Below are 14,320 nucleotides of genomic sequence, written 5' to 3'. Positions count from 1 at the left end.
AGGCCTCGGTTGCGCCGTTCGACTCGGCGGGCAGTGCATGGCGAACGCTACTGGGTACGTTTGCTCGGCCAATCATGTTCGTCGAGTGTCGTGCTCCCGCCGGCCCACCAGCTGCCGCAGGTCGGGCATTCGATGTTCCACTCGTCCGTCCCCGGATACTCGATCATCCGGCCGATGGGCTCGCCGCTGGAGGGGCAGCGTCCTTCGTTGGCCGGCACGGTTCTCTGGTCAGGCATGCTCGTTCACTCCTTAGCTGAGTTGTCCACTACGCGAGACGCTACGGAAGGGCACGGACACCGCTGGATCGCTTGCCACCGTGGCCTCGGAAGGATGCCGAACGGAGGTTCACCGGGCGGCCGCCGTCGGGGGAGGTCCGACTGGCTCCGCGGCGACCAATCTCCGGCGCGGCCTCGCAGCATGACACTGCCCGTGGACGGTTACTGCGATGAAGTGTCGTTCATTGAGGCCCGCCCCTTCCATTTGAGCGTCTGAACGGAAGTACCGTAGGACCTCTCACCGAACACGCTTACCTCGAATTGATCACCGCGGGATGAAGAGAAGACGAAACGCCAGTGAGTCATTTCCCGGGTCTCTTCGATCACCGTTAGGTCTTTTCGGGCGACCTGGTTGTACTGTCGGAGGATCGCCGCCGTGGCTGCCCGCAAGGCATCCTCCTTGCTGGGGCGGGGAGGAACCTGCCGCTTCAGCTTGGCGAGCAGCGCTTCCACGGTTGGGACCATCCCGATGACGCCGAGAACCACGGAAATAATCGTGAGGCCATCAGCCCCTATCCCTCCCTGCCTCTTCCTGTATTCCTCAAGAACACCGGATTCCCAGGAATACTCGGCCTCCAACTCACGAGCGAGCTTCTCCAGGCCATCCACCGACCAGGATCCCTGGGGAGTGTCGATGCAAATGACATGAGTCGGTGTGAATCGTGGATCATCGGCCAAGATGACGAACTCAAGTTGCCCCTCCCAGTCCCCAATCGGACGGCCGTCGAGGTCTGCCTCCCGCTCTTCCATATCTTCGAGAGTATCGGCCGACTGAGGCCCTGTCGGCGGGACCGCCTGCCGGCACGGAACCTGCCCATGCTCGAAACACCGAGTTCCACCCCCTAATCGAGTTGGGCGTGTGGCCAAGAGATTGCCCGCACGACGTCACCCCGAAGCTCTCTGCGTCCCCAGATCCGAGAGTCTCGGAGTCATCACCTTGATGAGACGGGACCCGCCCCTCGGCTCCACGCCAGGGAGCGGGTCTCTTTAGTCGGTCTCGTAAATCGTTCGAACGAGACTGAGTTAACGAGACAGTTCGGACCGATGCCGAACGCCTAGACGCCGACTAGCGGCCGGGAGAGTATTTCAACGAAACCAGCTCAGACCAGCTTCACCTTCTTGCGGCCTCGCTTGCCGCCTCGGGGCAATTCGACCAGTCCTTTGGCCTTGAGGTGCTTGAGGATCTCCTCGATCGAATCGGTGATCGGAACGTCGAACTCATGGCCCGGATCGCCACGGAAGCCTTCGTAGTCGCCGCCCAGCAGGCTGAGTACTCGGATGGCGTCGTCGCTGTCGTGGCCGTCATCCATGGTCGACAGCTGCCACAGGACGTGCTCCGGGTCGGAGACATGGGGCGCTGCCCATTCGACCTGCGGTAGCGGAAGCCCGGTCCTTGTCTTATGGGCGAACGAGGCGGCTTCGCGCAACACGTCCCCGTCCCCGTTCGCCGCATAGGCCCCGAGATCGGCGACTATCTTCGCTTTGGTGCCTTTCGGAACTAACGGATTGCGAAGCAGAGCCAGGACGTGACCGGTTACGAGCTCGGGGGTCAGGAAATCCTTGGCAGCCTCCGAGATCTCGAACGCCTTGGCTACCGAGCGCCAGCCTGCGGTCAAGAAGTGTTCGAACGTCACGGCGGTTTCCGGAACAAGGCCGGCCTCTAGGAGGTCGGCCAGGAGATCGTCCTCGGACGGCCGGAGCTCGGTCGGGTCTATCGGATCGAGTCGCGATTCCGGATCGAGCTCGAGTGCGAGCGACACCCGATCCTTGGACCCGAGCACCTGGGAAGCGTTCAGGATCCGCACCCTCAGGTCGTGGATCAAATCGGGCTCAGCATCCTCCAGGCCTTCGAAAGCGACCGGTAATCCCGACTCGAGGCGGAGCACCTTGGTGAGGTGCTCGTCCACGCCCAACGTCTTCGCGTACTTGTGCAGGTTCACCGCACTCGGCACCATCCGTCGAGTCCTGCCAATCGCTGGCCACGTGTCCGTGGACACCTCGGTGATGTCAGGGAGGGCTGCAGCCGGGGCGCTCGACTCCAGCACGGCGGCCAGCTGCTCATCGGTCCACGTCTCGTGCTGCTCCTGGACCACGGTGCTCAGGACCTCGGGGCCGAGCACTGTGTGCTCAGTCGGTTCGTCCTCATTCACTGCGTCGAGGTAACCGGTGATGTCGTCGCGGCATCGCCGCCAGATGTCGTTGTCTTCACGGATCCGGTCCAGTGCGATCGGTTCGTCTCTACTGAGGCCGAGGGCGGCGCGGAGGTTGTCAGCCGTGAGCTCGTACGCTCTGTCCTCAACGACTCGTTGGCGCAGTGCCGCGGACAGTGGCCGAAGGGAGGGCACGATCAGGCCGATGCGGAGGATGAATTCTACGACGACATCGGTCTTCTCCTTGCCGAGGTCCGTGGTGAAGGCAGTGAGTTCCGTGTAGCGGTCGATGATCAGCGCGCGCGCCTCATCCTGGAGCGTGTACGCGTCGGCGACGGGGGCGCTCAGCAGCGCAGCATCGATGAGCTCAGTCCGGGTCGCCTCATCGGCGACGGCGTCTGGAAGTGCCAGATGGTCGAACAGACCGCTCCAGGGATGCGCTGCCAGGAGATGGACCAGGTTGTGCTTGCGTGAGTCAGTGTCGTTGAGGAAGGCGTCCAGGAACGCCGTGCTGTCCTCGCTCGGCTCGTCGACGAGGAAACTCACGACCTCCTCGGCCTTCCGTGGCTCGTTCTCGAGCAGGTGGTCGACGACCTCGATGTTCAGCGCGCTGCGAGACCTGGTGAAGTCCCTAGGTGCCTGCTCCAGGATGTTCTGCACCGCGTTCGTCGTCTCGAAAGTGAACTGGACGTCCATCTCGTTCGGCCAGACGCAGTTCCGGAAGAAGTTCGCCACGTCGACGCCAAGGAAGTCACCGTAGAAGACCGCCGAGTACTCGGCGTAGTACCGAGTCAGGTAGCCGTCGAGCACCAGGTCTCGAGCGAGCTGAGAGGGCAGTAGGTTGTTCACCGCGTGAATGAACGATTCCTCGACGCCTTCAATGAACGGCTGTCTGGCGAGGGTGGCGAAGTCTGCGCCTCGAAGGATGGCGACCTGGTGATCGAGGTCTGCTCGTTTCGTGTCGAGTTCGTCTCTGCGCTGTCCCCACCGATGGGGATCCATGGCCTTGGGGAAGAGGCCGTTCAGTTGGTCGCGCTTGATTGCAGCCCTGGAAGCGTGGTTGGACAGGGAAGAGCGCAATTGGAGTTGCACTTCGCCAACCTCCGAAACATCCTTCCAGAACGCTGGTGTCCCAATCTCGTCAGGAGTGTAAGACCGTTCTTTGACATTGAGACTCTCAATGGTCTGTCTCATAGTGCCCGCGAACGTCACGAGGCGATCACCGAGAACCCGGGCCGTCTCTTCCTGCTCGATCCGAAGATAGTCCTTGTGCAGGAGGTCCTGCTTGTCCTTGCGGAGTTTCGCGATGAAGTCGTGAACCAGTTGCCGACGCTTGCGTTCGAGCTCGTCCAGCACGCTGCCCCGGTGCGGTAGCTTCTCGAAGTCGGCCAGGTGGAAGTTCTTGTATACGACGAGGGCGAACAGGCTGTCGGCAGTCAGACCCGGGGCGCGGTCCTCCTTCTTGATCCACAACAGCTTCTCGGCGAAGACCACGAACTCGTTGCGGATATTGAGCAGCAGGCGCATGTCCGTCGCGTGGCGGGCGACGATATCGAGCAGTCCGCGGCTGATCTCCGTGCCCTGGGGCAGCTTCGCCACTTCCATCTCCGTGCTCAGCAGGTCGCGCGCATTGCTGTGTGAGAGGAACGGCACCACGGGGATCACGATCTCGAAGAACTTGGTCCGGTTCGCGCGCTCCACTGCCGCCTCAGCGGCATCACGGAGTTTCTTCTCCGCCGGTTCAACCGTAGGCGTGGGCTCAGCGTTCTCCGACTGTCTCGGCGTGGACGATTCCTTCAGCTTCCGATCCTTGTCCTGGGGATCCTCACCCAGCTTCTCGAAGAGACTGTCCTTGATCGCATAGACGAAACGGAGTGGCTGTTCTCGGTCCTTCCAGTGCGCGGAGGCGTTGACGAGCGTGTTCAGCTCGCGCAGCGAGTCGAAGATCCGTGGGTCATCAAACCGGTCCAGGTCCTCGAAGACGACGAGGTCGGGCTCCGTCGCGTCGAAGAACGCCACGATCTCGTCGAGGTACTCGTCGAAGTAGGATTCCGGCTGCTTGTCAAACGAGATCGACGTGCCCCCGGTCGAGAACTGCGAGACGAGGCGGTTGCCGATCACCCAGCGAGCTGCCCACGCGGCTCCCACGACGAGGACCAGGAGCGCGATGGCAGGCAGGGCAACGTGACCAGTACCGAGAGCATCCGCATCCGGCCGGACTCCGAAGAGCCAGAGCAGGCCGACGAGCACGACTCCGACCACAGCGGCCTCCAGCAAGGTTCGGTGCCAGGTCGGGTCCTTCCTGCGTGCGAACCGTGAGTGTCGGATCTCGCCGGGCTTGGCCCGGTAGACCAGTTGCTTGACCAGCTCCTTCTGAATTCGGTTGGTCAAGCCCTCGTCGTCGTCGGGACCGAGGGTGTTGATGCTGATACGCAGCGTCGTCTTCCGCTTCTTTTGCTGTTCCTCGAGGAAATGGTCGAGAATGCTTGACTTGCCGGATCCGTAGCGACCGGTCAGTGCGATGTTCTTGTTCCTCGGCTCCATAACCGCGGCCTCGAGGTGGCGCACGTACGAGGCGTGCTGCTCCCTTTTGTACTCGGGAGCGAGTGACCGTAGTTCGACTTCCGACCCCGTGTTTGATGTGGGCGAGTCCGCGGACTGGTTGGGCGTGGCGGGCTCGGCAGCCTCCGTAGCCCGGCTCATGTGCCGGTTCTGGAACATAACTGAAGTATGGCTGAAGGGACTGACACAATCCTCGGGACACGTCGCTGATTGGGCCGTGTTTCCACTGGAACTGTGGTCATTCCGTGGCCTGCGCAGACCGATACCTGTAGTACGTCGCCTTCGACCAGCCCACGGTCCTCGCGGCCTCTACGACACCGAGGCCCTCCGCGTTGATGAGGTGCTGGACCGTCCTGAGGTTCCGCGCGACCTTCGCCGGGTCCGGCGCGGGGCGGCCGATCTTCACACCGCGGGCCCGAGCGGCGTCGACGCCGGCCTGGACGCGTTCCTGGATGAGCTCGCGCTCGTACTCGGCGAACGTCGCCATCAGGTTCAGCATCAGCCGGCCCTCCCGGGTGGAGGGGTCGATCCCGTCCGCAAGCGAGCGGACGGCGACGCCGCGCTCGACCAGGGCGGTGACGGTGGTGATGACGTCGATCATCGAACGCCCGATCCGGTCGATGCGCCAGACGACGAGCTCGTCGCCGTCCCGGAGCCGATCATCGAGCGCCTGCCATCCGGCGCGGGTGCCCGTCGCCTTCGAGCCCGACACCTGGTCGGCGTAGATCTGCGCCTCCGGGACGCCGGCGTCGAGCAGGGCCCTGCGCTGCAGGTCGTCGGGCTGCTTGTCGGCCGTCGAGGTGCGGGTGTAGCCGAACTGCATGGTGGTCTCCTTCTTGGTGTATCCGTCGGTCACCCGGTCAGCCACCGAACTCGTGGTCGTGATCCGGCGACGCCTCGCGGATCTTCGCGGCGCGCTGCTCGATCTGCCTGATGCGGGTGGCCAGCGACTGGGCCTTCGCTCCCTTCTCCGTGTGCGGGTTTGCCTGCTCCCACTTGGCGACCAGGGGCTCGAGGATCCGGCTCAGCCGCTCGAACTGAGCCGCGGAGGCGTTGAAGGCACGGCGTTCGGCGGCGGCCCGTTCGAGCTCTTCCTCGAGCTCTTCCCGCTGGCGCTCCAGCACACCCCGGGCCGGTGCCAGGGCGACGGCAAGCCGCTGCTGGACGGCGTGGTCGATCTGGTCGCGTGCCGCATCCATGCCGGCCGCGTGGCCCTCGGTCTCGGCCCGGCGACGAAGCGCCGGCAGGTCGGCCTCACGGCGATCGAGCTCTCCCTCGCGCTCGTCCAGCTCCGTCGAACGCGCCTCGAACTCGTTCCTGATCTCGGCGGCATCGAGATTGAAGTTCTGGATGGCTGCGTGGTTGGCGTCCGACTTAGCGCGGACCCCGTCGTAGACGGCGTTGGCCTCGGCAACCGCGTCCATGGCCGCCTCGAACTCAGGCTTGGACAACTCCTGGCCATGCCGCGCGCTGACCTCGCTCTCGACGGGCCAGCCCAGAGCGACCATGTGCTCCCGGAATCCAGCCTGATGCAGACGCATCTTCGCCGGTCCGCTGACCTGGCGACCGGCCTCGTCCCTGACCTCGCGGTGGGACCCGTAGGCCTGGTTGTGCTCTGTCCTCAGGGCGTCGGGCTTGTCGTCCAGTGCCTTCGGGTCGGGCGCGAACGGGTCCGCCATGATCTGGATGTGGGGCGTGGATTCGTCGAAGTTGGTCGCCCAGCCGTGGATCGCCTCCTGTCCGCCCGGGATGACGTGCCCGCCCAAGTGATCAACCGCATCGCGGAAGTAGCGCAGGGCCTCGTCGAGGTCGCGGGCAACCCAGCGCGACCTGGACATCGGCTTTCCGGTGACCGGGTCCAGGCGCTGGGAGCCGTTCGCGGTCCGCCGCGGGTAGTAGTCCGGGATCTCCACGCACATCGTCTTCGGCAGATGGACGACGAAGAGGTTCGTCGTCACCTGCTTCTCGGTGATCTTCCGACGGACCCGCTTCTGACGGGCGTCACCGTAGTCGAGCACCTCCTTGACCGTTCCCACGGTCCGGAACCCGCCGGTCCCGTCGTTGACGAACCCGGTGTTCAGGTGCGCGTCGGCGGGCACGATGGAGGCGTTCTTCCCGGCGTGCCGCGCCACGTTCTTGGAGTTGAGATGCCGCATCGACTCGTGCAGCAGCCCCCGGCGATCGGCGCGGTTGCCGGCCGTCCCGTGGGCGACGTGCTTGAGGTGGAACGCGGCATGTCCAGTCGCCTCGGCCATGGTCATTCCTCGCTTTCAACAGTGTGCTGACCAGGACGCCTCCCGGTCCCTGGCGGGACCGTTCGGCAGCGCTTGCCGGATGATCGGGGGCCCTCCCGCTGCGCGGCCCCGATCACCCGGCAAGCGCGCCATTCCATGTCTCGGGTGCCTCTCCAACAACCGGGCCCCTGCACCCTGTTGTTGGAGCCTCTGGCGCCCGAGACATGGAATGTCATAGGCCCGTATGACAAACTCCGCTGACGCACCGTTTGTCTGGGGCCCTCCGGGGGCCGCTGCGCGGGCAACCTGCTGGTGTGAGGACCACACGGCGGACCGCTCGCCGCCCCACCGGGGCGGCTCGCACTCCACCGCGGCCACGACGGCGAGGACCTCGCCCGACCGCCGTCGAGACCGGCACCAGACCCGCCGACCCGGGAGCCGAGCCGCCACAGGTGTCCGCGCAGCGCACGACGGCACAGGACGGGGACCCGCGCGGCCCGTGCACCACCAAGGTCCCGGACGGGTCCCACTCGCGTCTCGTGGAGGTCGCGGTGGTGTCCTCTGCGGGTCCCTGCGCGGTCGGGATTGGTGGCTGGAGCCATTGAGGTCTCACTCGGGTCCCCAGTGGGGCCTCCACGGGCCTCGCCGAGGTCCGCTCCAGGACTCTTGGAGGTCTCTTCGCCGCCGGGACCGACCTGGGTCCCTGCGGTGTCCCTACCGGGGCTCATCGGGAGCCCACCTTGGTCCCTCAAAGGCTCCGGCAGTGCCGCCGGCATGCGCCAGTGCTTTCAGCACACATCGCAGGGCCTGCCCGTCGAGGCTGGTGACCGCGTCATTCAGATCAACCGGATGCCCGGTGCTGGCCAGGGATGAGGCAATGGCCAGCACCCGCCGCTCCCCGCCGCTCAGGTACCCGCCCTCGGCCGCGGCGACGTCCGGGTCGAACCAGAGGCGGCCGTGTTCGTCACGGCAGACCCACAGGCCGTGGAGAAGCCGGCCGCCGAGGGCGCTGATGAGCAGCCCGACGGCTGCCTCCAGAGCGAGGTCACCCCGAGCCCAGGCACGGAGCGCGTCGGCAGTGGTCAGATCAGGCATGGCCAGTCTCCTTCGTGGTCGGTGGCGTGGCGGAGAGCGCTGAGGGTTGGCGTCAGCCCTAGGAGAGGTCACCGGCAGTTGCATAGCTGCCCGGGATCGCCGTGCCGAGCCCGGCGTGCATGGCGAGGACTCCTTCGGCGGTTAGCTCGCCGTCGGGCTGCATCGCCCGTGCGACGTCACCGCCGGCGTCGCAGATCGGCCTGGTCTGCTGCGTCTCCAGCTCCCTCACGAGACGCTCCCGCTGCTCATCGGGGACATGCCGGGACGAGGCCAGGGCCTCGGCCAGGCCGAGACGGTAGCGCTCAGAGTCGATGTACTGATCGAGTTCTCCGCGGCCCAGCAGGAAGCGGGAATTGACCTGTACCCCGAACGATTCGGCGTCCACGGGGACGACCACGGGCAGTGACATGTAGGACTGCGCGCGGGCGTCCTCCACGGCATGCGCGTAGTAGCGCTCAAGTCGCTTCTGGAAGACCGCGAAGCTCTCGGACCCGACGATCACGGTGTGGCGGTGCACGAGCTGCGTCTTGCCGTACCGCGAGGGCACGCTGTGGGGAACTGGTGTCGCGGAGAGGATCGCGAAGAGGTCCGCCGCATCGCCTAAGTCGCCACGCTGAATGACGTCTTCGAACGGTTCGCGGACCCACGCGCGCAGGGACGACCCCATCAGGACGACGTCCTCGCCGTCGTACTCGTCGAAGTCGTGCCCCTCGAAGCGGTAGAAGCGGCGGTCGGAGGCGAGGGTCCGGGCCAGAGCGTGCGCCAGCCTTTCCATGGACGGGTGGGTCCGCCCCTCGAGGTAGAAGTTCACGCGCACCGCCGGCAAGTCAGCGCTCTCGAGCTCGCGCAGGTGCTTCGCCCTGGCGATGCGGACGGCCCGTTCGTTGCCGGCACCGCGTCGGATGGCCTCCCGTGCCGACAGCTTCCCGTCCTGGATCGAGGCGATGATCTTCTTGCGGCCAGCGCCTCCCTACATACTGTCCTTGACGGTGGCGGCATCGAGATCCGACTCCCACGCCCACCCGGGTGTTGCGACGACCGCGGAGCGCGCGTACTGGGCCTTGGCGTCCTGGTCCTCATGCGTGAGGTACCGAAGGCCGGCGATGAGGGCCTTCTGGCCGCCCGCCAGCTTCCTGACCGACTCCACGCCCAGGCGGTTCGCGAAGCCCTCGCCGCCGTAGTTCTTGTCTGTCTGGACGACGCCCTGCCAGTGCGGAGGCTCATCGTCCCGGTCGTGGAGGACGAACGCCCACTTCTTGAACGACGCGTACCCGGCCAGGAGATCCTGGAGCCCGGCTCGTTGCTCCTCGACCGGACCCGAACGGTCCGCGACGTCGATCACGAACATCGCGCACCGCGCGGTCTCATCGGGCTTCAACGGCCTCATGGGAGGTCCTCCCCGGTCTGTCGGGGGTTCAGATTGTTGACGCCTGCTGTGGTGACAATCTGAACCTTGAGTGGTACAGAGGGTTCAAAAGGTTCACCGTCGTTGAACCCACTCTGAAGCCGGATGCCGTGACGGGTGCGCGCGTAGACACCGGCCTCTGACCAGGCAAACCGGGAGTGAGTGACCCCCAGCTGTCCGCTCTCTCGAGGCCAGGGTTCAAAGGTTCGACGCATTTCACGGCGCTCGGTCCGGCAAAGGACCCGAATTCTCGTGGTACAGCGGTACACGTGGTACAAACCCGTGCTGACCTGGGAAAACGGTGTACCACATGCTGTACCACGTGCGAGCGGAGAGGTGGTACACGTGGTACAGCCGCCGCGGAAGTGGTGCCGCATCAGGCCACCCCCTCAGCAGGCTCGAGGTGCTCCTCGATCCACGCATCAACGTCGATCTGCCGCCACCGCACCGCGCTCCCGATCTTGACGGCACGAGGCAGCGACTCCCCGTTAGACCTCTTCCTGTAGATCGTCGAGACGGACATCCCCGTCTGCGCAGACAGGGCCTTCGCGTCGAGCAGGACGCTTCCCGCAGCATGGCTGTTGCTCATCACCATTCACCTCACACTCTCACCAGATTCTTGTACTTGTGACACACGCTAACACAGGATACGAAATACTGGTAGCCTGTGGCATATGGAAGCAACGACCTATGCGCAGGCAGTCGGTACATTCGTGCGCGCCTACCGGCGGCAGCACGCGATCACGCTCGAGTCGATGGCACGTCGTGGGCGCGAGCTCGGGGCGACGTGGAGCCTCTCGAGCGTCCAGGCAATCGAGGCCGGCAAGGCGTCGCCGACGCTTCCGACGTTGTTGACCCTCGCCCTGGTTCTCGGGGACCTCAGCGGGAAGTCGCTCACGCTCGTGGACATGCTCGGTCAGGCGGAGGTGTTCGACCGCCCGTTCTCGGGCCGCCCGGAGCTCCCGGTCCGCAGATCGCTGGCGGAGCGCGCCCTCAGGGGAGGCAAGGTCGAGATGACCGATGAGGATGCCGCTCCCCCATTTGAAGGACCGTTCGAGTCAGAGGTGGGCGACGAACGCATTCGGTCCGCCGGCGACCGGCTACGCCCGTATGTCGCCGACGGAGAGGTCGAGGAAGAGGTCAGCCGCCGAGGCGGCAGGGCGCTGACGCCCGGGGAGCACTCCGACATGCTCGATCAGATGATCGACGACCACCAGGAGCCACCCGAGCCGGACTGGGACGACGAGGACGATATCCATCCCCCGAGCCTCGCCGAACAGCGGGCGGCGAAAAAGCTGGACCTCGACCCGGCGGAACTCCGGCGCTGGGCCGAGGAGCTGTGGGGGCGCGGGCTCGAGGACGAATCGGCACGGCGGGCAGGGCCCGGTAGCTCTCCCCAGGCGCGGGGCCGCGTCACGCGCCTGCTCGTGGACGAGATCCACACCGCCATCGAGGAGGAGGGCTGATGGGGCGTCCCCGGCTGAGCATCGGCACCTACGGCAAGATCAACACCACGGAGGTCGAACCCGGCAAGTGGCGAGCACGCACGCGGTACCGGTATGCGGACGGTAAGGCCCGACAGGTCGAACGCTTCGCGACCAGCCGCGTCAAGGCAGAGGCCGCCCTGAAGAGGGCCCTGCTGACGATTGAGGGCAGCCGGGGAGGCGAGCTGAAACCGACGACGACGCTTCGCGTGCTCGGACAGCGGTTCCTCGCGCACAAACGCGATCTCGAGCGTTCGGAGGGCACCCTTGAGACTTATGGCTACGCGGTGACAGCGCACATCACCCCGCGCCTCGGGGACCTCACCGTAGCCGAGGCGAAGCCCGACCGGCTGCAGAAGTTCCTCAACACGGTGCACAAGGAGTCCGGGCACGGCGCGGCGAAGAACTGCCGATCGGCCCTGAGCGGCATGATGGCGCTGGCGGTGAGCAACGGCGCAGCGCCACAGAACCCGGTCCGCGACGTCGAGAGGATCGCGCAGCCCAAGGGTAAGAAGGGATCCTCCGCCATCGATCCCCAGGACCTCCCCGACCTGATGGCCAAGCTGAGGGTGGCCCTTTCCCTCATCGAACAGGACACGGTCGAGCTACTCGAATACATGCTCGCCTCGGGCTGGCGCGTCGGCGAGGCTTGTGCTCTTGATGTGGCCTCGGTCGACTTCCGTAAGGGCACTGCCGAGGTCGAGGCCACCAGCGCAAGGGTGAAGGGGCAAGGGATGATCCGGCAGCTGGTGCCGAAGACCGATGCCGCCTATCGCATCACGCCGCTGCCGAAGCCCACAGTGGAAATGCTCCGTCGCCGCCATGAACGCCTGAAGGGGGACACCACCTTGATCTTTCCGACGCGGCTCATGCGGCTGCGTGATCCCTCCAACACCCAGCGCGAGCTCCGCGACATCCGCGACGGTCTCGGGTACCCGAAGCTGTTCACGCACTCCTTCCGCAAGACCGCCGCGACCATGCTTGATCGGGCCGGGATGTCGGCCGCCGAGATTGCGGCGTTCCTCGGCCACGCGAACCCGTCGATGACCCAGGACGTCTACATGAACACGCTCAAGGGCGACACCCGCGCCGGAACGGTGATGCAGGAGCAGCTCACTGGGCTGCTCTGAAAGTGCGGGGTTTTTGCGGGGTGGCCGACTGTTAGAAAGCGAAAACCCCCGGCGGGCCGGGGGTTTCGTGGCTCCGACCGGCGTCGATCCGGTGACCTTACGATTTTCAGTCGTACGCTCTACCAACTGAGCTACAGAGCCCGGTGATATCTGACGATGTCACCAGGATCTTCCGCGCCGGAACGGCACCGGAACATCCAAGCGACCCTGACGGGACTCGAACCCGCGACCTCCGCCGTGACAGGGCGGCGCGCTAACCAACTGCGCTACAGGGCCAGTGTGCGAGAAACAACTTTACCAGACATTCTCTCCGCTTCTGACCACACCGGGGTGCGATCTGCGACACAGAGAGGGTGGCTGCTGGAGCCGTTTCCTGCGTACCCCCAACGGGATTCGAACCCGTGTCGCCGCCGTGAAAGGGCGGTGTCCTAGGCCTCTAGACGATGGGGGCCTGAACACTTCGGGTTCCCGAAGTGGACCAGAGAAGTCTAAGGCGCGGACGGCATCCACCGCAAACCAGGCAGACTGGTGGGATGAGCACTGCCGAGGATCCCGCGGGCCAGATGAGCGAGGACGAGTTCGACCAGGTCGTCACCGAGGCGTTGGACCGCATTCCGCCGGAGCTCGCGGACCGACTGTCCAACGTGGCCGTGTTCGTGGAGGAGGAGTACGAGCCCGAGCCCTGGGAGGACCCGGACACCGAGCTGTTCGGACTCTATGACGGCATCCCCCTGACGGAGCGGGCGGGCATGCCGTGGCAGATGCCCGACCGCATCATCATCTACCGCGGACCTCTGCTGCGCGCCTTCCAGGACCGGGACGAGCTGATCGAGGAGATCACCGTGACCGTGATCCACGAGGTGGCCCACTTCTTCGGGATCGACGACGAGCGCCTGCACGAGCTCGGCTGGGACTGAGCAGCGCTCGCGCAGGGCATCGAGAGCCTGCAGGGATCCACAGATCAGTCGACGGGGCCGAACTTCTCCCGGGACGCCAGACGCTGGTCCTTGGCGTAGGGCACCACCATCACCGGCCCCTTGGTGTGGGCGATCACGCCGTGGCTGGTGGAGCCGAGCAGGGCGCCGGCGAACCCGCCTCGCCCCCGTGTGCCCACCACGGTCAGCCGTGCCGTGCGGGACTCCTCGACCATCACGTCCACCGGGACGCCGTCCACCACATGGGCGCTGATCTCCAGATCGGGGAACTCGGACTGCAGCCAGGCCACGCCCTGGTCCAGGGTCTGCCGCAGCTCCTCCACCAGAGCGTGCTCGTCCACGGTGGCCGGCAGCCAGGCCACAGCACCGGAGACCGGCGGCATGGCGCAGACCACGCGCAGCGGGGTGCCCCGCACGGAGGCCTCGCGGGCCGCGGCGAGGGCGGCCACGCGTCCCTGGTTCGAACCGTCCACGCCCACGGCGACGGGGACGCCCGGCTGGAAGCGAGGAGTCAGGTCCCCCGGGGGAACGATCACCACCGGGCACTTGGCGTGCGCGGGGAGAGCTCCCGAGGTCGAGCCGAGCAGGCGGCCCAGGAACCCGCCGCGGCCGCGAGATCCGGCGACCAGCAGTTCGGCCTGGGCGGAGTAGTCCACCAGGACTCCGGCGGCGTCGCCCATCTCCACGGCCTGACGGACCTCCACGGAGAACGGCCCGTCCTTCTTCAGCCGCTGGACCATCTCCTCCAGCACCTGGGCCGCTCCGGTGCGGATCAGTTCGTCGTCCGGGCCGCCGTAGCCTGCTTCCAGAGCCGATGCGGCGAACACCGGCATGCTGTAGGCGGTCACCAGGGTCACCGGGAGGCCACGCAGCTCAGCTTCGCGGAGGGCCCAGCGGCAGGCCGCATGCGACTGATCCGAGCCGTCCACCCCCACGACGATCCCGTGTGTCTGCACCTGTCTTGACTGCTGGGTCATGGCCATCTCCTCTTCGGGTCCGCAGGATCCTCGTCGATCCTGGGGGCATCTCCAGTCTAGGTGTCCGCCCCGG

Annotated in this window: 12 protein-coding genes and 3 tRNA genes; 3 read left to right on the top strand and 12 right to left on the bottom strand. The window is 65.9% G+C overall.

Features of this window, described 5'->3' with window-relative positions; all coding sequences use genetic code 11:
• Window positions 1-437 precede the first annotated feature (437 nt).
• From ACEXHE_RS10740 to ACEXHE_RS10705, 8 genes are all read right to left on the bottom strand, one after another.
• The gene (locus tag ACEXHE_RS10740) at window positions 438-1,025 is read right to left on the bottom strand and encodes a hypothetical protein (RefSeq protein ID WP_374785786.1); all 588 of its coding nucleotides are present in this window, start codon (window positions 1,023-1,025) and stop codon (window positions 438-440) included.
• 350 nt (window positions 1,026-1,375) lie between these two features.
• Window positions 1,376-5,146, bottom strand: coding sequence for a P-loop NTPase fold protein (locus ACEXHE_RS10735; protein WP_374785785.1), 3,771 nt, complete (start codon window positions 5,144-5,146; stop codon window positions 1,376-1,378).
• Between the two features lie 79 nt (window positions 5,147-5,225).
• Window positions 5,226-5,843, bottom strand: a complete 618-nt coding sequence (locus ACEXHE_RS10730) for a recombinase family protein (protein WP_374785784.1) — start codon at window positions 5,841-5,843, stop codon at window positions 5,226-5,228.
• A 4-nt stretch (window positions 5,844-5,847) separates the two neighbouring features.
• The gene (locus ACEXHE_RS10725) at window positions 5,848-7,242 is read right to left on the bottom strand and encodes a hypothetical protein (RefSeq protein ID WP_374785783.1); all 1,395 of its coding nucleotides are present in this window, start codon (window positions 7,240-7,242) and stop codon (window positions 5,848-5,850) included.
• A gap of 693 nt (window positions 7,243-7,935) precedes the next feature.
• Complete coding sequence (locus ACEXHE_RS10720; RefSeq protein WP_374785782.1) at window positions 7,936-8,316, bottom strand: hypothetical protein; 381 nt, start codon at window positions 8,314-8,316, stop codon at window positions 7,936-7,938.
• Between the two features lie 58 nt (window positions 8,317-8,374).
• Complete coding sequence (locus tag ACEXHE_RS10715; protein WP_374785781.1) at window positions 8,375-9,133, bottom strand: hypothetical protein; 759 nt, start codon at window positions 9,131-9,133, stop codon at window positions 8,375-8,377.
• Window positions 9,134-9,286: 153 nt separating this feature from the next.
• Window positions 9,287-9,703 (bottom strand): hypothetical protein, encoded by a 417-nt coding sequence (locus tag ACEXHE_RS10710; protein WP_374785780.1) that lies wholly within the window; start codon window positions 9,701-9,703, stop codon window positions 9,287-9,289.
• Window positions 9,704-10,097: 394 nt separating this feature from the next.
• Complete coding sequence (locus ACEXHE_RS10705; protein WP_374785779.1) at window positions 10,098-10,310, bottom strand: helix-turn-helix transcriptional regulator; 213 nt, start codon at window positions 10,308-10,310, stop codon at window positions 10,098-10,100.
• 85 nt (window positions 10,311-10,395) lie between these two features.
• Between ACEXHE_RS10705 and ACEXHE_RS10700 the strand changes: the two genes are divergently transcribed.
• Together ACEXHE_RS10700 and ACEXHE_RS10695 are read left to right on the top strand one after the other, a co-directional pair.
• Window positions 10,396-11,187 carry a hypothetical protein gene (locus ACEXHE_RS10700; protein WP_374785778.1) on the top strand — a complete coding sequence of 264 codons (792 nt, stop codon included), beginning with the start codon at window positions 10,396-10,398 and terminating at the stop codon, window positions 11,185-11,187.
• Entirely contained in the window at window positions 11,187-12,335 is a 1,149-nt protein-coding gene (locus tag ACEXHE_RS10695; RefSeq protein WP_374785777.1) for a tyrosine-type recombinase/integrase, read from the top strand. The genes ACEXHE_RS10700 and ACEXHE_RS10695 overlap by 1 nt, the downstream gene beginning before the upstream one ends.
• 68 nt (window positions 12,336-12,403) lie before the next feature.
• Here the strand turns inward: ACEXHE_RS10695 and ACEXHE_RS10690 are convergent.
• The 3 genes from ACEXHE_RS10690 to ACEXHE_RS10680 all read right to left on the bottom strand — a co-directional run bounded on the left by ACEXHE_RS10690 (window position 12,404) and on the right by ACEXHE_RS10680 (window position 12,786).
• Window positions 12,404-12,476: transfer RNA gene (locus tag ACEXHE_RS10690), tRNA-Phe, on the bottom strand.
• Window positions 12,477-12,537: 61 nt separating this feature from the next.
• A tRNA-Asp gene (locus tag ACEXHE_RS10685) sits at window positions 12,538-12,611 on the bottom strand.
• A gap of 102 nt (window positions 12,612-12,713) precedes the next feature.
• Window positions 12,714-12,786: transfer RNA gene (locus ACEXHE_RS10680), tRNA-Glu, on the bottom strand.
• Between the two features lie 82 nt (window positions 12,787-12,868).
• Here ACEXHE_RS10680 and ACEXHE_RS10675 point away from each other — a divergent pair.
• A complete protein-coding gene (locus ACEXHE_RS10675; RefSeq protein ID WP_374785776.1) occupies window positions 12,869-13,252 on the top strand; it encodes a metallopeptidase family protein in 384 nt (127 codons plus the stop codon).
• Between the two features lie 44 nt (window positions 13,253-13,296).
• On the opposite strand, the gene ACEXHE_RS10670 is transcribed toward ACEXHE_RS10675, so the two are convergent.
• The gene (locus ACEXHE_RS10670) at window positions 13,297-14,247 is read right to left on the bottom strand and encodes a universal stress protein (protein ID WP_356969144.1); all 951 of its coding nucleotides are present in this window, start codon (window positions 14,245-14,247) and stop codon (window positions 13,297-13,299) included.
• Window positions 14,248-14,320 lie beyond the last annotated feature (73 nt).

It is taken from the genome of Micrococcus sp. IITD107 (genome assembly GCF_041927415.1).
GTDB lineage: Bacteria > Actinomycetota > Actinomycetes > Actinomycetales > Micrococcaceae > Citricoccus > Citricoccus terreus.
This window is presented reverse-complemented; position numbering and strand designations above follow the sequence as displayed.

Bases quoted from the DNA above. Each gene is read 5' to 3' on its own strand.
- ACEXHE_RS10725 (WP_374785783.1), bottom strand. From the start codon at position 7,242: ATGGCCGAGGCGACTGGACATGCCGCGTTCCACCTCAAGCACGTCGCC.
- ACEXHE_RS10695 (WP_374785777.1), top strand. From the start codon at position 11,187: ATGGGGCGTCCCCGGCTGAGCATCGGCACCTACGGCAAGATCAACACC.
- ACEXHE_RS10740 (WP_374785786.1), bottom strand. From the start codon at position 1,025: ATGGAAGAGCGGGAGGCAGACCTCGACGGCCGTCCGATTGGGGACTGG.
- ACEXHE_RS10710 (WP_374785780.1), bottom strand. From the start codon at position 9,703: ATGAGGCCGTTGAAGCCCGATGAGACCGCGCGGTGCGCGATGTTCGTG.
- ACEXHE_RS10670 (WP_356969144.1), bottom strand. From the start codon at position 14,247: ATGACCCAGCAGTCAAGACAGGTGCAGACACACGGGATCGTCGTGGGG.
- ACEXHE_RS10705 (WP_374785779.1), bottom strand. From the start codon at position 10,310: ATGAGCAACAGCCATGCTGCGGGAAGCGTCCTGCTCGACGCGAAGGCC.
- ACEXHE_RS10720 (WP_374785782.1), bottom strand. From the start codon at position 8,316: ATGCCTGATCTGACCACTGCCGACGCGCTCCGTGCCTGGGCTCGGGGT.
- ACEXHE_RS10675 (WP_374785776.1), top strand. From the start codon at position 12,869: ATGAGCACTGCCGAGGATCCCGCGGGCCAGATGAGCGAGGACGAGTTC.
- ACEXHE_RS10735 (WP_374785785.1), bottom strand. From the start codon at position 5,146: ATGTTCCAGAACCGGCACATGAGCCGGGCTACGGAGGCTGCCGAGCCC.
- ACEXHE_RS10700 (WP_374785778.1), top strand. From the start codon at position 10,396: ATGGAAGCAACGACCTATGCGCAGGCAGTCGGTACATTCGTGCGCGCC.